Consider the following 20401-nt stretch of genomic DNA (forward strand, 5'->3'; position numbering starts at 1 on the left):
ACGTCGACGACCAGCTTCTGGGCCTTGGCGTCGTAGAACGCGCCGGCCGTACCGCTCTTGAGCTGGGACGCCAGGGTCGTCGCGGCGGCCGGGGAGAGCCTGGCCGCCGGGGACGCGGGGGCGGCCTGGGCGTTGGCGAGGGTGAGGCTCGCGGTGGCGGCGAGCGCGAGTGCGCCCGCGCCGGCCAGCATCGTACGGCGGTGGCGTATGCGGTTGTGCTTCAACTGACTGCCTCTCGTGGGGGGATGGGCCCTGACTGTGGGGAGTCCGGCAGGCCCGGGAGGAAGGTGTGACATGCCTGGCACGGACGAGTCACCCGCCCTAGCGACTGTCACGTCCATGCCAAGCACGCCTCAGTATTCGCACCTGTCCCGCCCGTACACAAGGCCGGACTCCCGTCCCACGCACAGAAGTTCACGCTTGCACCACACCTCGTTCACACCGCTGTCCGGCCACCCGGATCCGGAGTCCGGACACCAGAGGGCCCCTGGCGAGGCCGGGTCGGCCGGTGACAGTGAGACGATCAGGGCGGCCTTGAGCTGCCTCGGTGAACTCCCGGGAAACTTCACTCACTTAATGTTGACAGGGGCATGTCTACGCGCGTCATGCTGGGCGGCATGAACTTCCCCCCACAGATCACCAGGATCGGCACCGCGGGCGCCCTCACCGCGGCCCTGCTCTTCGGCGGAACCGCCGCGGCCGCGGCACCCGCCGTCGCCGCCACCGCTCACGCCACGACGGCGCACACCACCGTCGTCCACGCCGGCGACATCGGGAACATCTGCTACTCCCAGCTCCCCTCCCAGGCGCACGACACCCTCAGCCTGATCGACCAGGGCGGCCCCTTCCCCTACCCCCAGGACGGGACCGTCTTCACCAACACCGAAGGCGTCCTCCCGCCCCAGAGCGCCGCCGACTACTACCACGAGTACACCGTGGTCACACCCGGTGCGCCGACCCGTGGCGCACGACGCATCGTGACCGGCCAGCAGTCCCAGGAGGACTACTACACCGCCGACCACTACAGGACCTTCAACCTCATCGACCGCACCTGCTGACCCCCACCAGCACCGGCCGACGAACCGTCCGCACGGCGGCCAGGCCGCACCGGCACCCGGGACTGCGCAGGGAAGCCACTTCGGCGGCAGCGTGACGCAGAAGGCGCCGAGCCGGTGCTGGGCCACCTGTACCGCCACGGCACCGAACTCCGCCGGGCCGAGCGACCGAAGGCCGGCGGCCTGCCACCGCGGCTGAAGCGCAATGCGCCAGAACCGCACGGCAATTGACCCGCGCCCGTAACCACCAGTGCACCCGGTTGTCACGCACGCGGATCACAGTGTCATGCACATTTCATATCCATGTACCTTAAACCCGGAGGATTCCTTGCTGACTCTGCGACGTCCCCAGCTGTCCTGGGCTCGGCGATTCGCGGTGCTGCTCGCCGCCATCGCGTCCGTGCTCAGCGTGTCCGCGATCAACGGCCCCGCCGCGAACGCGGCGGTCTACAGCTCCTGCAACATCGCCGGATGCTCCGACGCGGCCTCGGCCAACTCGACCTGGTCCGACCTCGGCTACCCCACCTCCCGGGGCTGGGTCGACTGGCCGGACGGCCAGTGCAGCTACGCGGGCGGCGAGTTCTACAACAACGACGGGCAGCTGCCCTCCGGCGACACCTTCTATGAGTACGACGTCTACCCCCGCACCTGCGGCGCCCACCGGGACGCCTACCGGATCGTCGTCGACTCCAACACCGGCGCGGTCTGGTACTCCCCCAACCACTACACCGACTTCTACCAGCTCTGACACACCAGCAGGACCCGCTCACGCGTGCAGGCCGGCACACTGGGCGAGAAGCCGTACCCGCCTGAGGACAGGGCCTCCCGGTAGCTCGGGGATGGGAATCCAACCGAGCAACGCCGGGAGGCCCTGATGTCGTTGTCACGCGCCTCCGAGTCCGTCCACGTCAACTCGGCGACGGCATCAGGTGATTGCCTCGCGCGCGCGTACGGCGACGCGGCTCGGATCGCTTGTCGATCTTGTTGGATGAGGTGTCCATGGAGGTGAGTGCCCCGGACCGCTGTTCCAGCAGCATCAGGTGCTGTCCTGACCAGGCCACCGAGAACGTCTGGTCTAAGTCGCTGGAGTCGGTGGTGGGCATTGCGTCGAGTTCATGGCAGGTGCCCCGGTCCAGGTCGAGAATTGCCAGGCGGTTGTTCCGGAGGGCGCTCGCATACCAGCGTCCACTCGGATCGAGCGTGCCCACGCCCACAGTGTCGCCACGCTTGCAGGAGGGACCACGGTCGCTCTTCCGTTTGTCCGCATCGTAGGAGTGTGTGCAGTCTCCGGTGTTGCACGAGTCGCCACGCCAGATGACACGGTTGCGGCAGCGGCGACCGCAACAGGCCCCTCTGATGACCCGCTGCGACGGCGTCCGGGCCGGGCTGTCGTCCTGTCCTGCGCCGCAGCCCTGCTCATGCCGGGCCCCGGCCTGTGGCTGCGCCACTCCCACGCGCTGCCACTCCCACGCGCTGCCGCTCGGACCGCTGATCCGACTGCCGGTGTCCACCGCACCATGCCTGCTGTGGCTGGTGCTGTTCCTGATCGTGGCGTTGCCCGTGGCGGCCGGCGCCACGGTGTGGACCGGCAAGGGCGACGGCGACCAGCCCACCATGGTCGGCCTGGTCCTCGCCTCCGCCCTGCTCAGCCCGCTCGCCACACCGCCGGCCCTGCGCGGCGGGCATTCTGGTCCGCCTCGCCCTGCCCCCGTCCCTGCTCGTCCGAGTACTGGGCGCGGTCGTGCCTGCGGCCCCGGCCGGCTCGCTGGTCCTGACGTATGTCAACGCCGGCGGCGCCCTCGGCTCCTTCGCCGCCCGGCCACGGCCACTGCTGCTGGGTGCCGCGCTGGTCGTGGCGGCGCTGGTCCGCCGGCTGTCGTTCGTGCTCGGCCGGTGCGCGCCGCGGCTGCTGCGGCTGGACCCGCCCGCCGCCTCCCCGCTCACCCTCGCCCGCGGCATGAACAACAGCAGCGCCGGCGCCGTACTGATCACCGCCGCGCTCCCGGACAAACCGCACCTACTGCTCCCGGTCCTCGCCCACGGCCTGCTCCACTGGACAGTCGCCAACCGAGTCGTACGGCTCCGGCCTCCCACGGTGTTGCGTCCCATTGCCCAGAACATCGCGGTCACCGGCCCCACGCCGGGGGCCGCAGGACACCGGTGCGCGCGAGCTGTCGCAGCCTGTTCCCAGGAGGCGACGGGCACCGACGGGAAGACTGGTGCTGCCCCGGCCGGTCGCGGCCGACCGTCGTGGCTTCATGGCAGGGCAGGGGCGTGCGGGCATCAGCGGCCTGCTCCCGTCCGTCAGGCGGCTGACCAGGGAAGATGGAGAACCGGGGCGGGAGTATCTAGGGTCTGCACGTGGCTTTCATCATGGTGTGCGAAGACGACGCGGCGGTCCGCGGCGTCCTCAAGCGCGCCCTGGAGCACGACGGCCACACCGTCTGCGTCGCCGCCACGGCCGACAGCCTGCTGCGGCAGCTCGCACCGGCGCCCCATCTGGTCGTCCTGGATCTGGGGCTCCCGGACGCCGACGGCCGCGACGTCTGCCTGGCCCTGCGCGCTCGCGGCGTCGACGCGCCGGTGTTGATGCTCACCGCCTTGGACGGCCTGCATCACAAGGTGGGCGGTTTCGAGGCCGGCGCCGACGACTACATGACCAAACCCTTCGACATCCCGGAACTGCTGGTCCGCGTCCGAGCGCTGCTGCGCCGGGCCACGGTCGCGTCCGCACCGCGCGAGGTCGTCCTCGATCCGGCGAAGCACATGGTGACCTACGATTCGGTGAGCATGAGCCTGACCCCGACCGAGTTCCGGCTGCTGGGCCGCCTGATCGCCTCGCAGGGCGACGCGGTACGCCGCCACGCCCTCATCGCTGCCGGCTGGCCGCACGGAGCGCAGGTCAACGACAACACCCTCGACTCCTTCGTGCGCCGGCTGCGGACCAAGCTCGGTCCGCTGGGTGTGGCCGAGCGTCTGGCGACCGTCCGCGGCGTGGGCTACCGATGGCAGTGACGGGACGAGGGCAGTGACGGGATTCCGCAAGCGAGTCGTCGCGCTCACCGTGCTGATCGCCACCGCCGTGGTCGCGATTCTGGTCGTGGTCTCGCACGTGCTGCTGAGCCGGGTCACGGACGCCGACGCGCGCGATCTGGCGCGTACCCGCGCCGAGGCGGTCGGGGCGAACGTCACCACCGTGGGCGGCCGTGTCGTGCTGACGGAGAACCGCAGCGAGGCGCTGGACGAGGTCGCCTGGGTGTACGCCGATGGCCGCCTGATCGACGGAAACGTACCGGCAGGCATGGTCGAGCGCGTCGAGGCGCTGGCAGGCGCGCGGCGCTCGCAGACCGCCGCCGTCGGCGACTACCTCCTGTACGCCCGGAAGGTCCCTGTCCACGGCCACCACGTCATGGTGATCGTCCGAGTGGACCTCACGCCCTACGAGACTTCCGAGCGGCGCAGCCTGACCTTGTCGCTGATACTCGGCGGCCTCGCGGTCCTCCTCGCCGGTGGCGTCGCGCACCTCGTGGTGCGCCGCGCGCTGCGGGTCGTGCACGAGATGGCCGCCCTCGCCGACGACTGGAGCCATCACGAACCCGGGCGCCGCTTCGACCTCGGAGTCCCCCGCGACGAGTTCGGGGAACTGGGGCGGACCCTGGACCACCTCCTGGAGCGCGTCGACAACGCGCTGGCGGACGAGCGCCGGCTCACCGACGAGATCGCCCACGAGCTGCGGACGCCGCTCACGGTCCTGCGGGCCGAGGCGCAGCTGGCGCAGCTGTCCGGCGAGCCGGTGGAGCCGGAGGCGGTGCTGAGCGAGGTCGACCGCCTCGATGCGGCGATCAGGACGATTCTGCGCGCCGCGCGCGCACGGACGGACGAGGGGACCCGGTGCGATCTGCGCTCCGCCGCGCGGCAGGCGATCGCCGGCCGCGCGGTCGAGGTCGCCTTCGCCGCGAAGGTCGAGGTCGCCGTCGCGGCCGACGTCGCCGTGTCGCTGCTGTCGCCCCTGCTGGAGAACGGCCTGCGGCATGCGCGCTCGCGTGTGTGGATCACCGCGCGCATCCAGGGTGAGGCAATCGTGGTCGACGTCCTGGACGACGGCCCCGGGTTCGATCCCGCGGAGGTCGACCGGGTCTTCGACGCGGGTGTGACCGGCGGCGGCGGGTACGGGCTGGGGCTGCCGGTGGTCCGGCGCATCGCCGCCTCGGCCGGTGTGGAGGTCCGCGCGATCGCGGACGGCCGCGGTCACGTCGAGGTGACGCTCCCGGCCGCGGGTGCGGCCACGTAGTCAGGTTGCGTGCAGGTTCCCCGCGTAAACCTCGCCGCATGACAACGACAACGGAAGCACGCACGCGCAGCGGGCGGCTCATGCTCAACAAGGTCCCCGAGGTCACCGTCTGGTTCTGGGTGATCAAGGTCCTGTGCACGACGGTCGGTGAGAGCTTCGCCGACTGGATCAACACCCAGCTGGGCGTCGGCCTGGTGAACACGGCCTGGATCTTCACCGGGGTTTTCGTGGTGGTCCTGGCCGTCCAGCTGCGGCTGAAGCGGTACGTCCCGTTCCCCTACTGGCTGACCGTGGTCGTTGTCAGCGTCACGGGCACCTTGTACACCGACATCCTGACCGACCAGCTGAACGTGCCGCTGTGGATCAGTTCCGCGGTCTTCTCGGTGCTGCTCGCGGTGGTCTTCGGCGTCTGGTGGGCGCGTGAGCGCACGCTGTCGATCCACTCGGTCACCACGCCCTCGCGGGAGTCGTTCTACTGGCTGACCGTCCTGGTCACCTTCGCGCTCGGCACCGCGACCGGCGACTGGACTCTGGAGCTGACCGGCTGGAGCCCGGGCGTCTCCGTGCTGCTGCCGCTCGGCCTCATCGCGGCGATCACGGCGCTGTGGAGGTTCGGCGCGAACCCGGTGCTGTCCTTCTGGCTCGCCTACATCCTGACCCGCCCGCTGGGCGCGAACATCGGCGACTGGCTCGCCTCCCCCAAGGTCGCCCAGAACCCGGGCGACCCGACCGGTCTCGCGCTGGGCACGTTCACCACCAGCCTGATCTTCCTCGCCCTGATCCTGGCGACGGTGGTCTACCTGACGGTGACGCGCTCGGACGTGACCGAGACCCACCAGGCGACCCACGCCGCACAGGCCACCGGCGACCCGCGCAAGGAACGCGTCGCGCTCGCCGGCTTCGGAGTGCTGGCCGTCGCCACCGCGGGCCTGCTGGTCTGGGCCCACGGTCAGCCGCACGTCGGCCCGGCGCCGGAGACCGACACCACCTCCGCCGTCCAGATGGCTCCCGGCCAGGCAGTGAAGAAGTTCCCGCCCGCGAAGGTCGGCGCGCTGCGGGCCCTCGCCTCCACCTCGCTCAAGGACGCCCGCTCGGGGAACGCGGCCGGGGCCCACACGGCCGCCCAGTCGCTGCGTGACCTGTGGGATGCCGACCAGGCTTCGCTGCAGCCGCTGGACGATACCGGCTGGACCTCCATCGACGCCCAGATGGACAAGGTGCTCAAGACCTTCGGTATCGATCACTCGAACCCGCCGATGTCGCCGGCACAGCAGGAGAGCGAGCTGAACGCCCTCCTGGCGGACCTGGGCTGACAAGCCCCGCTGTTGCCCCGGGCTGGTCGGTCGCGGTGCCGGCGCATGCGCCGGCAGCAGGCGCCGGTGACCAGTCAGAGCTCGTACAGGCCCGGGGACGACGCCCACGTGTGCGTCGTCCCCGGGCTGACCGGAACCGCGGGCTGACCGGAACCGCGGGCTGCCGCTCCTCACCCCGCTCCGTGCGACGCTTCCTCGCAGTGGACCGGGACGAGCAGGGTGAAGGTGGTCGGAGCGCTGCCGGTCAGGGAGAGCCGGCCGCCGAGGGCGATCGTCAGATCGTGGGCGAGGGCGAGGCCGATGCCCGTTCCCTGCCCGCCGTCGCTGTGGCCGCGGTCGAACAACCGAGCCGCCGGGCCGCGTACCTCACCCTCGTCCGTGACATCGAAGGCGAGGGCGTCGTCGAGGTCGCGTACGGCCAGGCGGACCGTGCCGCGGCCGTGGACGCGGGCGTTGTCCAGCAGGATGTCCAGGATCTCCGTGACCGGTCCGCCGGGCACAGGGACGTCGTCCGGTACGTCCCCTGCGTGGCATTCGAAGCGCCGGCCGGCCTGAGCGAACGTGCCGTGCCATGCTCGCCGGCCGCGCCCGCGGGAAGGTACGAGCCGCCCAGCAGCCGGCAAGCGCCGGACGACAGCGACGCGAGGTGGTGCGAGCCTTCCGGGCAGCCGCCCGCGACGGCCGGTTCGAGCTGCTGCTTCAGGTTCTCCGCCCCGAAGCGAAGTCCACCGTCCATACCCCGAACGGCACGGTCGTCACGCTCGGGGTCACCGAAGTCGCCACCCGCGCGCGAGTGGCCTGGCGGCGCGGCACGAGGACATGCGGTGACCGTCAACGGCCGCCCCGGCGTCCTCTCCTGGAGCGAGGACGGCACCCCGCCTTCCCTCCTGGCCTTCGCTGTCTCCCCACCGGCGAAGGCCACGCATACGCGGAGTGCTCGACGACGCCAGCGTGCGTTCCCGGCCGGAGATCGGAGCCGGTGCGCATGACGGGCCTGGCCATGGCCTCACAGCCCTGTGTGCGCAAGGCATGGCGGATTGAAGGACATCACGTGAGACCTGTGGCCACGTCGCCGTCGGGGGCGGGTGCGGCTCTACCAAGGTCTTGCCGGTGGTCGCCACCAGGGAGATCCTCAAGCGGGTACAGGGACAGGACGCACCGCGAGGAGCTGTGGTGAAGGCAGGCAACGCGCGCCGCCGGGAGGACAGTTGACGGACATGGAGACCCACTCCGCACGACGGGGGCAGGGGCAGGAACCCGCGGCGGCCGGATTGGGGCGGCGGAGATTCCTCGGCTACGTGCTGGCCGCCTCGACGCTGACCGTGGCCGCCGAACTCGGTGAGGCGGTGCTCGCCCCGGACGAGGCGGCGGCGGTCGTCCCGTCCCTGCCGGGTCCGGCGGAGATCTACGACCTCAACGACATGCTGACCCATGCGACGCTGCCGACGGCCGACCTGATCACGATCCGGATCGACGCCGACGGCACGGCGTCCTTCGCGCTGCCCCGGGCGGAGGTCGGGCAGGGCATCACGACGTCCAGCGCCATGCTGATCGCCGAGGAACTGGACCTGCCGCTGGAGCGGATCCGGGTCACACTCGCGGACGCGCGGCCGGAGCTGCTGTTCAACCAGCTCACCGGCGGCTCCAACACCACGATCTCGACCTTCACGCCGATCCGCGTCGCCGCCGCCGTGGCCCGGGGCCGGCTGCTGAAGGCCGCCTCCCTGGAACTCGGCGAGGCCCTGGGCACCCTGACGGCGAAGGCCGGTGTCATCACCTCCTCGGCCGGCGGCCGCAGTCTCACCTACGGTGAACTCGCCGCGAAGGCAGCGGCGGTGACGACCGGCCGGGTCTCGGTGGCGCTCAAGGAACCGGCGGAGTTCACGGTGATCGGCACCGCTCAGCGACGTGTCGACGCGGTCGAAGCGGTGACCGGTCGCAAGAAGTTCGCCATGGACCTGCACGTCCCTGACGCCCTGCCGACGATGGTGTGCCGACCGCCGACGATCAACGGCACCGTGCGCTCGGTGGACAACCTCGCCGAGGTGCGGTCCATGCCCGGCGTCACCGATGTCGTGGCCGTCTCCACCGGGGTCGCCTTCCGCGGCCGTACCTTCGGCCAGTGCATCGACGCCGTGCGCGCGCTGCGGGTCTCCTGGGGGCCGGGCAGTGCCGAGAACGCCTCCGACACCACGATCCGCGACGAGCTGACAAGGGCAGAACTTCCGCTCCCCGCACTGGACTTGCTGACCAAGTCGGTCGACGCCCGGTTCACCTTCCACTTCGCGAGCAACAGCGCGCTGGAGACCAACTGCGCCATCGCCGACGTACGGAAGGACTCGGCCGAGATCTGGGGAAGCATGAAGTCCCCGATCGTCGCCCAGGAGCAGATCGCGCTGAAGCTGGGGCTGCCCGTCCCGGCGGTGACGGTCCATGTCACCGAGGGCGGCGGCTCCTTCGGGCGCAAGCTCTTCCACGACGCCGCCGCCGAGGCCGCGGAGGTCTCGAAGGCGATGGGCAAGCCGGTCAAGCTGATGTGGCACCGCACCGACGACTTCCGGCAGGGCCGTGCCCACCCGATGGCCACCTCGCGGGTGCGCGCCACCCACGCCCTCGGCCAGGTGCTCACCTACGACCAGCGGCACACCTCCGTCGCCACCGACTTCGGTCACGGGGTCGGCGAGATCATCACCTCCGAGGCCGCGCGGCTGCCGGTCGGTGATCTGGCCTTCTCCGAGACGATCTTCGCCCTCAGCCAGCAGACGCCGTACGACTTCGGCGTCGTCACCCAGTTGCTCAGCGAGACCGACAAGGGCTTCAACACCGGCTCCATGCGCAACATCTACTCGCCCAACGTGCGCTGTGCGCAGGAGCTGGTCGTGGACGAGCTGGCCGGGCGGATGGGCAAGGACCCGTACCGGTTCCGCCGCGAGTTCGTGAAGGACGAGCGGGCGCGGGCCGTCCTCGACAAGGTGGCGGACGTCGGGAACTGGGGCCGGAGCATGCCCGCCGGCACGGCACAGGGCATCGCGCTGCATCCCGAGTACCACGCCTGTGTCGCCGTCCTCGCCGAGATCGACTGCCGCCCGCAGACCACCGGCCGCAAGGTCCGCGACGCCTGCACCGGTCCCCGAGTCACCAAGGTCGTGTGCGCGGTCGACGTGGGCCTGGCGGTCAACCCGCAGGGCCTTCAAGCACAGATGATGGGCGGCATCATGGACGGGATCGCGATCATCCTCAGCTCCGGCCTCCATCTCGACAACGGGCATTTCCTGGAAGGCAGTTGGGACAACTACTTCTACACCCGGCAGTGGAATGTCCCGCCCGAGCTGGAGATCGTCGTCATGCCGCCGACCACCGGGCGGCCGGGCGGCGCCGGGGAACTGGCCGTGGCGGCTGCGGCGGCCGCCGTGGCCTGCGCCTACGGCCGCGCCACCGGCACCATGCCGACGAGCTTCCCGATCAACCACGCCGGACCGCTCGGTTTCGAGCCGCTGCCGACCACCCCGCCGATCCCCGCGTCCCCGACCGACGGACTCAACCGCGCCTTCTAGGAGTTGCCGTGCCCGAACACACCTTCATCCTCAACGGCAAGCGGGTGACCGTCGACATCGAGGACGACGTCCGGCTGCTGTGGGTGCTCAGAGACGTCCTCGGGGTCACCGGACCGAAGTACGGCTGCGGGCTGGGCGTCTGCCAGGCCTGCACCAGCCACATCAACGGCAAGGCGTTCAACCCCTGTTCGGTGCCGGTCGGCGCGGTCGGACCGGACGACGAGGTCACGACCATCGAGGGCCTGCCCGCCACCGTCGGCAAGGATCTGCACCCCATGCAGGAGGCCTGGCTGGAGCACGACGTGGCGCAGTGCGGCTACTGCCAGCCCGGCCAGATCATGACCGCCGTGGCCAAGGTCCGCCAGGCCCGCGAGGAGGGCCGGGAGATCACCGAGACCGACCTCGACGAGATCCGCAACGTCTGCCGGTGCGGCACGTACCACCGCATCCGGGAAGCGATCGTGGCCGGCGCCAAGAAATACTGAGGCGCCGTGCCGGAACTCGCCGCGCGGTTCACCGACCCCAGGCTCCGTGTGTCGTTCGTCGACCGGCTCTGCAATTCCGACCCCTTCAGCCACATCCCCGTCCCATGAGCTGTATCGAAGATCTTTTCACCGGCGCCGCCGGCGGCGCGTCGGCGGACCCCATCGACTGGGATCCGCTGCGGGAGCCCGATGCGCTGCAGGAGGTCGGCCTCCTCGACTGCCGAGTGTTTCCTCTCACCGGCCGTACCGGGCTGCTCCTCGACATGCGCACCGCCCTGCAGTACCGCGTGGGCAACGCGGCGCTTCTCGTCGTGCGCGGACTGAAGTCCTTGCGATGGAGCGAGGATCCGGTGGAGCGCGAGTTGATGTCCTTCGCGGTCATGAGGAGCAGTCCCACAGCATGGGCGCCGCGCTCACCTACTCGGCGGTCTCATCAACGAGTGCCGGCAAGCAGCCCGACGGCAGGCTCGAGCCACGCGACCCATCGGCTCGGCGCGGCTAGGTTGGCGGCGCAGATCCCTGCTGACCGGTCCTGGAGCAGTGCATGTCCTCGTTGGATGAGTTGCGGGCCCTGCTGGGCGCGCCCGTCGGCCGGCCATCGAACCCGGACGACTGGAACGAAGTCGAGCAATACGTAGGTTCCGCCTTGCCCAGCGACTTCAAGACGTTCCTCAACGCCTACGGCAGCGGGTCCATCTCCGGTGAGCTCGTTGTCTTCCACCCGCACGGATCAAGTCCGCTGCTGGAGCGCATGCGCAAGACGCACCGGATGTTCACCGAGCGTCGAGGCAGAGCCCTGAGCATGGGCGACTCCGCGCATCTCCCGTACCCCTTTCACCCCGAACCCGGTGGACTGATTTCGTGGGGGTACGACCACAGTGGTGACGAGCACTTCTTCCTGCCCTGCGGCCCGGACCCGGACCGGTGGAAGGTCGTCACGATGGTCCATGAAGAGGGCTGCGAGACCTTCGACGGACCGTTCTCGACCTTCGCGCTCGTGTTTGTGCGGCGGCTGCTCGACATGGACCGCTACCACGGCATCGAGCCGGAAGCCCTGGAGTACCTGGAGCCGGAGGACCTTGAAGAACTGGTCGCCGCCGGAGAGATCGGCCCCGTCCAGCGGGGCTTCGAGCCGTTTTAGACGGAGCGGCCCCGGATGACTTCCCGGACAGCGCACAGCGCTTCAAGCGACGGACCTCGTCGTTGGGGCGCTCAGTTACAGCAGTTGGCCCTCTCCACCAGAGGCTTCGTGTGCTTGTCGATCCGTCCGGGCCGGCAGTAGCCGCACTGCGCCACGTCGTGCTCCGGCTCTGCCCTCGGCCACCCCTACGCCCAGCTCGGGGCCGGCCGGGTTCGGTGTCGGCTCCACCACCGCCTACCGTTGCATCACCGAGGCCTTCGGCCTCCTGGCTGATCTGGCTCCGACTTGCTTGACGGCACGCTGCTGCCCATCGACCGGATCGCCGTAGACCCCTCGGTCGCCTGCTGTGGGTGTCTCCGGGCCTGCCCGACGCCGTCCACGATGTCCGCGCGGCCCGCGCGCGTGGCTCGTCGACGCACTCCCCCAGGCCGACGTCCCCGCTGGGCCGACAAGGCCTACCGGGGCGCCGGAGGCAGCGCAAGCTCCGGTGCTCGACCACCCGAATGACGAGTCTCGTTCAGGCTGGCCTCTGCCTGCATGTGGCCGGCTCAGAGTCGTCAACACGACTCGGCGCTTTCCGAGTTCGCACCGGCAGGTGGATTGAGCCCACGCATGGGGCTGTCGGCGCGTGTCACCCGCGGTGAAACGGTCCCCTCATCTTCTGCTGTTGCTCGGCGCGCAGCCGGTGGCCCTCCGCCGCCGTGCCGTGAGCGCCGATACCGCCGCCGGCCTCCTCCTTCACGGGCCGGTCACGGCTGCGCCCCCTTCGGGCGGTTCGCCGCTGTCGAAGTAGACGACCAGCGTCTGCTCCGGCTGTTCGGCCAGGTGAAAAGCGGTGTACGCGTAATCGATCGCTCCCCGTCGGGGGTGTCGTAGCCGCTTCCGACCGCTGTGCCGGGCCTGCACCTCGTACTGCGGCCACCACTCCCGCACCTCCGGGCTGCCCTCGTTCAGGTCCTCGATCAGTCGGGTGTACCGCGGGTCGCCGGAATGGCGTGTCGCCAGCGTGCGAAGTCGGCCGAGCAGGCCGCGTGCCTCGGTTTCCCAGTCGACCAGAACGTCCCGGGCCACCGGTTCGAGAAACACCCAGCGGACGAAGTTGGCGGGCCGGTCCGCCTCAGTGATGAGCCTCGGGAACAGCTCGTGGGCTGCCTGGTTGTGACTGAGGACGTCATAGGTGCCGCCGATGATGTACGCCGGGTTCGGCTGGAGCAACAGCGGGACGGCCCCCGCCTCGGCCGTGAGCGGCTCGGGTTCCTCGGCTTCGGCCACGGGCGCGTGACCGGCGAGCTGAAGGAGATGATCGCGCTCGTGCCGGTCCAGCCGCAGCGCCGCGGCGAGGGCGTTGAGCACCTGTTCGGAGACGCCGATCTCCCGACCCTGTTCCAGGTACGTGTACCAGGTGGCGCTGATCCCGGCCAGCAGTGCCAGTTCCTCTCGGCGAAGTCCCGGAGTCCGGCGGCGGCCGGTCCGGGCAGGCCCACCTCGTCAGGGGCCAGGCGCTCTCTCCGGCTGCGCAGGAATGCACTCAGCTGACGGCGTCGGTCCGGCTGCGTGGGCATGACGGGTGGTGTCTCCAGTTCCAGAATAAATACGTTCTGGATGCCAGGCTAAGCCTGTCGCAGACTGATGTGCGAGCACGGGCCGAGGCACTGCCGACGGCCTCACACGGTCACACCGGCACCCGGCCGTCCAGTGCGCAACGGCTTCCGTCACGCTCCTCCAGGACCCGCTGCCGCTCGACACCCCGGCCCCGGTGCCGAGGATGGAGAGGGCGACTCATGTCCGGATTCAAGGGCAAAGTGGTGGCGATCACGGGAGCCGGCAGCGGCATCGGCGAGGCGACCGCGCTGCTGCTCGCCGAACGCGGCGCGCGACTCGTCCTCGGCGCACGCCGGTCCGATCGCCTGGCGGAACTGGTGGCCCGGATCGAGAAGGCAGGCGGCACAGCCGTGCACATCCGCACCGACGTGACCCGGCGGGACGACCTGCGGGCCCTGGTCGCGCTGGCCAGTGAGTGCTTCGGCCGACTCGACGTACTCGTCAGCAACGCCGGAGTCGGCACCATCTCGCCGCTCGACGATCTGCGCGTCGACGAGTGGGACCACATGGTCGACGTCAACGTGAAGGGCGTCCTGCACGGGATCGGCGCCGCGCTGCCGGTCTTCCGGGCACAGGGAACCGGCCACTTCATCACCATCGCCTCCACGGCCGCGTTTCGCATCGTGCCGACCATGGCCGTCTACGCCGGCACCAAGTTCGCGGTCCGGGCCATCTGCGAAGGGCTGCGCCAGGAAGCCGGCGACTCCCTGCGGGTGACCACCGTCTCACCTGGTGCGACTGCGACCGACTTCGCCGAGGCGTCAACCAACAGCCAGGTCAGAGCGGAGATCACGAAGATGCGGGACGACATCGCGATCCCGCCCGACGCGATCGCCCGCGCCATCGCTTTCGCGATCGAACAGCCTGCCGCGGTCGACGTGAACGAGATCGTCGTCCGGCCCACCGCCCAGAGCTGACCTCCCCCGCCCTTCCGGCGCCGACACCCGCACCCGCCGGGCTGTTCCACGGGGCACATGGCCACACCGGTCGGCTGGCTCGTGGAGTGGGTGGCATGCCCGAGTGGAAACGACGAAGGGCGCAGCTCGTCGTGAGTGAGGACTCGTCCTCAGTCCGGGCAGGCCGCTCGTGGTCCTGCACGGGCACCACAACGAAGCGGATGCGTTCGCGTCGCTCGCGGCCTTCCACCAGCATCTGGAAGTCGGCCCCGCGGCGGTGCCGGGCCGCTCGCCGGGCGGGGTGAACGCCTACCAGTTCGCCGCGCGGCATCCGGACAAGATCAGCAAGCCGATGGTGGAGGACATCGGCGCAGTCGTCGACTGCGACTGGTCGTTCACCACGGGCAAAAACGGAGTTGGCGAGCGCGTCGACGTCTTCAGATTCCTCTGACGAAGTGCCTTCTGCGGTCACTTCGGTCTCTCCCCTGCGTCAGTTGCTCACTCGCGAGACCAGCCCATTGCCACATCACGCAACGTCGGGGGGTGAAGCGCCCTCCGCGCCGACTCCGGCCTGCGGACCTGGCCCGTTTCCGGCCGCGGACGGCGTGCCGTTGCGTCGGCCACCTACGGTCGGACGGCTGAGCTCGCCGCTTGCCTCGCGGCGGCCTGTCGGGTGTCGACGCGCCCCGGTGCCGGCCGGGGAACCTGTGCTAGCGTTTTTGGCGGACGTACGAAAGTCACGGTCCGGTAGGTAGTCCGGATGGCGAACAGTCGCTCGTACAGTGCCCGTTGAGGCACATCCGGTGCGTCCCTTTTCGTTTCATGATCGAGAAGGGACACGACTGTGCCGGATCTGCACGTCATCATCGCCGGGGGCGGGCTCGGTGGCCTGGCCCTCGCACAGGGGCTCCACCAGGCGGGGATCAGCGTCGCCGTCTATGAGAAGGACCCCGGCCCGGCCTTCCGCAACCAGGGCTACCGCATCCGGATCAGCTCCGACGGCATCACCGCCCTCAAGGCATTGCTGACGCCGCCGATGTACGAGGTCTTCGCCGCCACCGCAGGAACTCCCGGCCCGCGCATGGACACCTTCGACCACCGGCTCAACCTGCTGCACGCCCAGGAACTCCCGCCCGTACCGGTCCTGCCCGGCAACGGGAACCTGGCGGTCAACCGGATGACGCTGCGCCAGATCCTGCTGTCCGGCCTGGACAAGGCGGTGCACCACGGCGCCCGGCTCACCCACTACGACATCAACGCCTCGGGCTCAGTGACCGCCCACTTCGCCAACGGCACCAGTGCCCGCGGCGACGTGCTGATCGGTGCCGACGGGGTCAACTCGGCGGTCCGCAAGCAGTACCTTCCCGAGGCACAGGTCGTCGACGCCGGACTGCGGCTGCTCTACGGCAAGATCCCCTTCGCCCGCGACGAGGCCTGCTCCCTGCTCCCGCCCGAACTGCTCGGACTGTGGACCACCGTGGTCGGCCCGCACCGGCGCTTCGTCGGACTCGCCCCCGTGCAGTACCGCGAACCGATGCACCAGGTGACAACCCGGCTGGCCCCCGGCATCGAGCTCAGCGACGACAGCGACTACCTCACGTGCGTCTTCGGCGCTCGCCGGGAGCAGTTCCCCTGCAGCGACGCGGAGCTGTTCACCATGAGCGGCGCGGAACTACAGGCGCTGACGCTGTCCCTGGTGCAAGGCTGGCACCCGCGGTTGATCGAGGCCGTGTCCCGTCAGGAAGCCGCCTCGATCTTCCCGGTCTCGGTGCGGACCAGCGTGCCCGTCGCCGCCTGGGAGACCACCGCGGTCACCCTGCTGGGCGATGCCATCCACGTCATGAGCCCCGCCATCGGCGTCGGCGCGAACACGGCACTGCGTGACGCCCGTGTCCTGACCGACCGCCTCGTCCAGGCTGCCGAGGGTCGGCCGCTCGACGAGGCTCTCCATGCCTACGAGGAGGAGATGCTCGGGTACGGCTTCGACGCCGTGCGTGACTCGGCCGCCCGTGGACACCGCCTGGTGGGCCAGAACCCGCTGCCCTCCCCGCGGGCACGGGCATAGGCCGGTTCGACACCCGACGGCACGCCCAACCGCACGAACCGGTGGCGGGCCAGGCCCTGGCTCCGCCACCGGGGGATGCCGGACCCAGGGGTGAACCCCGAGCGTCCGCGGCACGCACGCAGAACAGACCGGCAACCCGCACACCCGGCGTCCTGCACATCGCCGTGCCGACGCACACGCGGTCACCGGAACGCATACACCCGCCCACCACGCCTTCGAGGAGGAGCACCGTGCCCGCTCTCCGTGTCGCCACCGCCGGCGCCGGGCTCGCCGGACCGGCATCGGCCCACCACACCACGTGTCGTGCCCGCGTCCCAGGCCGTTCCTCTTCCGTCACCCCGGCGCGGGCACCGCACCGCCGAGGACGAGGTCGAGGTCGAGGTCGAGGTCGGGGCGGATCTCTCCTCGTTCCACGCCGCGTCGTAGGACATGGTTCATGGCTTCCCGGCGGGGAGCGACAATCTCCTCGAAGGAGCGGCTGTGCAGCCTGGGGAGGGTTCCGGCCTCGGGGTTGAGGGCGCGCAGCATGCTGTTGATCGCCTCCAGCACGTCGAGGCGAGCCCGTCCTTGGTCTTCCTCACTGTTCGGTGTGACCGGGGAGAGTGGATTGGCTGGTGTTGGCGACTCGGGCCTGCTTGCGGCGGGCGTGAAGTGCCTTGCCGCGCTTGCGCAGGATGAACAGGGCGGCGATCACGATTCCGGCAGGGACGCCGAGCCACCCGGCGATGTAGTGAGCGATGAACATGATGGGGTCCCCTTGCCTTGATGTCGGAGTTCTCGTCGATCGGCTGTCCCTCGCCGTTCTCATCGACCGGAATTGGCGGTAGGCGGGGCGGTGCCGGGTGGACCTCAGTCCTCGGTTTGGCCTCGGGTGGAGGCCGGGTTGACCGGCCTAGGAGCTGCTTGGACCGACTGGATCAGCGGTGGTTGAGAGCGCGGCCAGGTGACTGCGCGTGGCACGGGCGGAGTTCATCCCGACCACCGCCATGACCCGGCCGTGGTCATGGTGGAGGACGACGAACTTGCGTTGCTCGGGCTCTCCTTCGACCACCTGTACGTCTTGGCCCTCATCGGCCCAGCCGTAGCACTGGATCCGGCAGCCGAACTGGTCCGACCGCAGATAGGGGGTCGGCGTGTCCACGCCCAGGCTCCGTGCGGTGGCGGCGATCTCCAGGCCGATGAGACCGCCGCCGACGACGACCAGGCGCGGGTCCTGCCGTGGTGTCCGCCGCAGGGCGAGCGCGTCGTCCAGTGTGCGCAGCACGTGCACCCCGCCCAGGTGTCGGGAGCCGGGGAGCCATCGTGGCCGCAGTCCGGTGGCGATCACCGGCGTGTCGTAGCGCAGCGGTTCCTCGTCGCGCAGTTCGAGGGCGCAGCCCGACTGCCTCCTGTCCCAGCAGCAACTCGACGTCGAGGCCGTCGAGTTACGCGGCGGGCAGTTGGGTGCGGTCGGGTTCCCAGGTTCCGGCGAGGACCTGTTTGGACAGCGGCCGGCGGTCGTAGGGCAGGTGGGGTTCGGCGCCGACGAGGGTGACGGCGCCGTCCTAGCCTGCCCGGCGCAGCGCCTCGGCGGTGCTCAAGCCGCCGAGTGAGGCACCGACGATCATGGTCCGGTCGCGGAGGGCGGGCAGGCGGGCAGGCGGATCGTGTGTCGAACGAGCCGAGGGTTACGCGATTTCGATGGCTCCGGGAGCGCCGGAGGCGAGGGAGCCGCCGGGAGAGGCCGCTGGCGCAGGCGATGTCCCCGGCCAGGGCAGCGACGACGGCGCACGCGGAGCGCGCGGCGTACAGCGGCTCCTGCACGCCGGCCACCATGCAGGCGAAGCCGCTGCCCTGCGAACCGGCACCGCGTCATTCCGAAGGGATGCGAAACTCGAATTCGGGACGGTCCCACGGCACGGCGGGCGGGTTCGCCAGCGCGGTCCCGGTCCGCACGGCACCGACGCGGTGATAGAAGTCCTCGGCGGGACGATGCGACACGACCTTGACACGGTCGAGCCCGGCGGCACGGGCCTCGGACTGCATGTGTGCGACGAGCAGCCGCCCAATGCCACGTCCTTGCGCCTCGTCGGCGACGAACAGCAGGTCCAGCTCCGGTGGAGCGAGGACGAGCGAGTAGAACCCGAGGACCCGGCCTCCCTGCTCGTCGGCGCCGACGGCCACGAAGGCGCGGTGGGCTTCGATGTAATCGGGACCGACCCGGTAGCCCGCCACTGCGGCCGCGTACTTACCCTCGTAGGCGGCTGAGCCCCGCACGAGCCGCGTGAGCCGTTTGGCATCCCGCGCGACTGCCCTCCGTATCGAGATCGGCGGGCTGATCGGGGAAGTGCGTGAACTCATCGGGAGAGTATTTCGCACCGGGGAGTGCCTTCCTGCAGCGGGGCGGCTGCTCGGGCAGGCGTTCCTGCACCACTCCCGGGAACCACTCGTGCGAGCGTAACCAATCTCACGTCGAAGCCACGCCGGAGCGCTCCCGTACGGCTACGGCATCTCAGGCACCACGCGGATGTCCCCATCGGAACGGCTTCTGGCGGGCGCCGCCGTATCACCATGGATCACACAGGAATCACAGACCCCCTGGACGCTGCCCTTACACAAGGCCCTGACCTGGACATACGCGCCCCCGCTGAACCCGGCGGGTAAGGGCAAGCGGCGCGGTACGGGCGAGAAGGGCTTCGGCGCGCCGATCGACGGCGTCCACCACCTCGTCAAGGCGCCGATCGTGCTCATGTGGGACCGGCTGAACACCCATGTCTCCCGCAGGATGCGGGAGTTGATCGACCAGCGAGAGTGGCTGACGGTGTTCCTGCTGCCCGCCGTCACCCGGAAGAAGGAGCCGCCCCTCCCCCCCCGCAGGCCCGCCGGGCGGGCCTGCGGGGGGGGGGGGGAGGTCACTTGCTCAGGAAGGTCAGGAGTGCTGCGTTGACTTCCTGCGCGTGGGTCCACAGCAGGCCGTGCGGGGCGCCCTCGATCTCGACGTAGTCGGCGGACGGGAGCGCCTTGTGGAACGGGCGCGCGGTCCCCTCGACGGGCAGGATCCGGTCGCCCGTACCGTGCAGGATCAGGGCCGGCACGTCGATGGCCGGGATGTCGGCGCGGAAGTCGGTGTACCAGGTCGACGGCGCGGCGGCCGCCGCGAAGAAGCCGCCGCCCGCGGCGACGTTCCAGCTGTTGCGTACGGCCTCCTCGCTGATCCTGGTGCCGAGGTTCTCGTCCAGGTTGTAGAAGTCCTTGTAGAAGTCGGTGTAGTACGCGTAGCGGTCCGCCTTGACGGCCGCGACGATGCCGTCGAAGAACTCCTTCGGGGCGACCCCGTCGGGGTTGTCGTCGCTCTTGAGCAGGCAGGGCTCCAGCGAGGCCAGGAAGGCGACCTTGGCGACCCGGGCGGAACCGTAGGTGGACACGTACCGGGCGACTTCTCCGGTGCCCATGGAGAAGCCGACCAGGACGGCGTCTCGCAGGTCGAGGGTCTCCAGCACGGTGTTCAGGTCGGCCGCGAAGGTGTCGTAGTCGTACCCGGTGGTCGGCTGGCTGGACTGTCCGAAGCCGCGGCGGTCGTAGGTGATCACACGGTAGCCGGCGTCCAGCAGCACGGCGCTCTGCCGCTCCCAGGAGTGGCCGTCGAGCGGGAATCCGTGGATGAGGACGACCGGCTGCCCGGTGCCGTGGTCCTCGTAGTAGAGGTCGATGGTGGTGGAGTTCTCCTGGCCCACGGTGATGTACGGCAAGGTGTCGTTCCTTCTTCCGGAGTGACTGGCGTGTTCGCGGCATGCGCGGCACGGGATGTCGTCACGCTAGGGCGGACGTCTCGCCGCCTGTTGTCCTTCAGCGCATCGCTGCTTGCCTGGAAGTGCCAGGAAGAGCGGGAAGAGGACGAGTGTCCGCACCCCTCGCAGGCGCGGATGGACCACAGACGGTGCACCGGCGGACAAGGCGTCCTCGCCGGCGGCCCCTAGTGTGCTGTTCGAGCCCGCGGCCCGCATCAGCCGATCACCACGA

Annotated in this window: 19 protein-coding genes and 5 pseudogenes; 14 read left to right on the forward strand and 10 right to left on the reverse strand. The window is 70.1% G+C overall.

Going from position 1 to position 20401, the window contains the following annotated elements:
* Positions 1 to 224 (reverse strand): annotated as a pseudogene (locus tag ACZ4MF_RS29555) (S1 family peptidase); the annotation flags it as partial.
* Between the two features lie 393 nt (positions 225 to 617).
* Here ACZ4MF_RS29555 and ACZ4MF_RS29560 point away from each other — a divergent pair.
* Positions 618 to 1058, forward strand: a complete 441-nt coding sequence (locus ACZ4MF_RS29560) for a guanyl-specific ribonuclease (protein WP_467495060.1) — start codon at positions 618 to 620, stop codon at positions 1056 to 1058.
* A gap of 325 nt (positions 1059 to 1383) precedes the next feature.
* The gene (locus tag ACZ4MF_RS29565) at positions 1384 to 1803 is read left to right on the forward strand and encodes a ribonuclease domain-containing protein (protein ID WP_467494902.1); all 420 of its coding nucleotides are present in this window, start codon (positions 1384 to 1386) and stop codon (positions 1801 to 1803) included.
* 160 nt (positions 1804 to 1963) lie between these two features.
* On the opposite strand, the gene ACZ4MF_RS29570 is transcribed toward ACZ4MF_RS29565, so the two are convergent.
* The gene (locus ACZ4MF_RS29570) at positions 1964 to 2263 is read right to left on the reverse strand and encodes a hypothetical protein (RefSeq protein WP_467494903.1); all 300 of its coding nucleotides are present in this window, start codon (positions 2261 to 2263) and stop codon (positions 1964 to 1966) included.
* A gap of 148 nt (positions 2264 to 2411) precedes the next feature.
* Between ACZ4MF_RS29570 and ACZ4MF_RS29575 the strand changes: the two are divergent.
* A pseudogene (locus ACZ4MF_RS29575) lies at positions 2412 to 2660 on the forward strand (hypothetical protein); the annotation flags it as partial.
* A 40-nt stretch (positions 2661 to 2700) separates the two neighbouring features.
* Here ACZ4MF_RS29575 and ACZ4MF_RS29580 read toward each other — a convergent pair.
* The gene (locus tag ACZ4MF_RS29580) at positions 2701 to 3072 is read right to left on the reverse strand and encodes a hypothetical protein (RefSeq protein WP_467495068.1); all 372 of its coding nucleotides are present in this window, start codon (positions 3070 to 3072) and stop codon (positions 2701 to 2703) included.
* A 344-nt stretch (positions 3073 to 3416) separates the two neighbouring features.
* Between ACZ4MF_RS29580 and ACZ4MF_RS29585 the strand changes: the two genes are divergently transcribed.
* From ACZ4MF_RS29585 to ACZ4MF_RS29595, 3 genes are read left to right on the forward strand one after another with little or no spacing between them, the layout of a single operon-like run.
* Positions 3417 to 4070 carry a response regulator transcription factor gene (locus tag ACZ4MF_RS29585; protein ID WP_467494904.1) on the forward strand — a complete coding sequence of 218 codons (654 nt, stop codon included), beginning with the start codon at positions 3417 to 3419 and terminating at the stop codon, positions 4068 to 4070.
* Positions 4071 to 4083: 13 nt separating this feature from the next.
* Positions 4084 to 5346, forward strand: coding sequence for a sensor histidine kinase (locus ACZ4MF_RS29590; protein ID WP_467494905.1), 1263 nt, complete (start codon positions 4084 to 4086; stop codon positions 5344 to 5346).
* Between the two features lie 38 nt (positions 5347 to 5384).
* On the forward strand, positions 5385 to 6659 hold the full coding sequence (locus tag ACZ4MF_RS29595) for a COG4705 family protein (RefSeq protein ID WP_467494906.1): 1275 nt from the start codon (positions 5385 to 5387) through the stop codon (positions 6657 to 6659).
* 170 nt (positions 6660 to 6829) lie between these two features.
* On the opposite strand, the gene ACZ4MF_RS29600 is transcribed toward ACZ4MF_RS29595, so the two are convergent.
* On the reverse strand, positions 6830 to 7159 hold the full coding sequence (locus ACZ4MF_RS29600) for an ATP-binding protein (protein ID WP_467494907.1): 330 nt from the start codon (positions 7157 to 7159) through the stop codon (positions 6830 to 6832).
* A 717-nt stretch (positions 7160 to 7876) separates the two neighbouring features.
* On the opposite strand from ACZ4MF_RS29600, the gene ACZ4MF_RS29605 reads away from it, so the two are divergent.
* The 4 genes and pseudogenes from ACZ4MF_RS29605 to ACZ4MF_RS29620 form a co-directional block, all read left to right on the forward strand.
* Positions 7877 to 10213 (forward strand): molybdopterin cofactor-binding domain-containing protein, encoded by a 2337-nt coding sequence (locus tag ACZ4MF_RS29605; RefSeq protein ID WP_467494908.1) that lies wholly within the window; start codon positions 7877 to 7879, stop codon positions 10211 to 10213.
* 8 nt (positions 10214 to 10221) lie between these two features.
* Positions 10222 to 10698, forward strand: coding sequence for a (2Fe-2S)-binding protein (locus ACZ4MF_RS29610; RefSeq protein WP_362819835.1), 477 nt, complete (start codon positions 10222 to 10224; stop codon positions 10696 to 10698).
* 544 nt (positions 10699 to 11242) lie between these two features.
* Positions 11243 to 11839 carry an SMI1/KNR4 family protein gene (locus ACZ4MF_RS29615; RefSeq protein WP_467494909.1) on the forward strand — a complete coding sequence of 199 codons (597 nt, stop codon included), beginning with the start codon at positions 11243 to 11245 and terminating at the stop codon, positions 11837 to 11839.
* A gap of 177 nt (positions 11840 to 12016) precedes the next feature.
* Positions 12017 to 12483 (forward strand): annotated as a pseudogene (locus tag ACZ4MF_RS29620) (hypothetical protein); the annotation flags it as partial.
* A 94-nt stretch (positions 12484 to 12577) separates the two neighbouring features.
* Here the strand turns inward: ACZ4MF_RS29620 and ACZ4MF_RS29625 are convergent.
* Positions 12578 to 13401, reverse strand: a pseudogene (locus ACZ4MF_RS29625) (helix-turn-helix transcriptional regulator).
* Between the two features lie 219 nt (positions 13402 to 13620).
* Here ACZ4MF_RS29625 and ACZ4MF_RS29630 point away from each other — a divergent pair.
* The 3 genes from ACZ4MF_RS29630 (at position 13621) to ACZ4MF_RS29640 (ending at position 16402) form a co-directional block, all read left to right on the forward strand.
* Positions 13621 to 14358 (forward strand): SDR family oxidoreductase, encoded by a 738-nt coding sequence (locus ACZ4MF_RS29630; RefSeq protein WP_467494910.1) that lies wholly within the window; start codon positions 13621 to 13623, stop codon positions 14356 to 14358.
* A 169-nt stretch (positions 14359 to 14527) separates the two neighbouring features.
* Positions 14528 to 14788 (forward strand): hypothetical protein, encoded by a 261-nt coding sequence (locus ACZ4MF_RS29635; protein WP_467494911.1) that lies wholly within the window; start codon positions 14528 to 14530, stop codon positions 14786 to 14788.
* 393 nt (positions 14789 to 15181) lie between these two features.
* The gene (locus tag ACZ4MF_RS29640; RefSeq protein ID WP_467494912.1) at positions 15182 to 16402 is read left to right on the forward strand and encodes an FAD-dependent oxidoreductase; all 1221 of its coding nucleotides are present in this window, start codon (positions 15182 to 15184) and stop codon (positions 16400 to 16402) included.
* 333 nt (positions 16403 to 16735) lie between these two features.
* Here the strand turns inward: ACZ4MF_RS29640 and ACZ4MF_RS29645 are convergent, their stop codons facing one another.
* From ACZ4MF_RS29645 to ACZ4MF_RS29660, 4 genes are all read right to left on the reverse strand, one after another.
* Positions 16736 to 16951, reverse strand: coding sequence for a TetR/AcrR family transcriptional regulator C-terminal ligand-binding domain-containing protein (locus ACZ4MF_RS29645; RefSeq protein ID WP_467494913.1), 216 nt, complete (start codon positions 16949 to 16951; stop codon positions 16736 to 16738).
* Between the two features lie 28 nt (positions 16952 to 16979).
* Positions 16980 to 17147, reverse strand: a complete 168-nt coding sequence (locus ACZ4MF_RS29650; RefSeq protein ID WP_467494914.1) for a hypothetical protein — start codon at positions 17145 to 17147, stop codon at positions 16980 to 16982.
* Between the two features lie 147 nt (positions 17148 to 17294).
* Complete coding sequence (locus ACZ4MF_RS29655) at positions 17295 to 17729, reverse strand: FAD-dependent oxidoreductase (protein WP_467494915.1); 435 nt, start codon at positions 17727 to 17729, stop codon at positions 17295 to 17297.
* Between the two features lie 524 nt (positions 17730 to 18253).
* On the reverse strand, positions 18254 to 18742 hold the full coding sequence (locus ACZ4MF_RS29660) for a GNAT family N-acetyltransferase (RefSeq protein ID WP_467494916.1): 489 nt from the start codon (positions 18740 to 18742) through the stop codon (positions 18254 to 18256).
* Positions 18743 to 19031: 289 nt separating this feature from the next.
* Here ACZ4MF_RS29660 and ACZ4MF_RS29665 point away from each other — a divergent pair.
* A pseudogene (locus ACZ4MF_RS29665) lies at positions 19032 to 19241 on the forward strand (IS630 family transposase); the annotation flags it as partial.
* Between the two features lie 52 nt (positions 19242 to 19293).
* Here the strand turns inward: ACZ4MF_RS29665 and ACZ4MF_RS29670 are convergent.
* A complete protein-coding gene (locus tag ACZ4MF_RS29670) occupies positions 19294 to 20130 on the reverse strand; it encodes an alpha/beta fold hydrolase (protein WP_467494917.1) in 837 nt (278 codons plus the stop codon).
* Positions 20131 to 20401 lie beyond the last annotated feature (271 nt).

Source organism: Streptomyces sp. NPDC025793 (assembly GCF_055558375.1).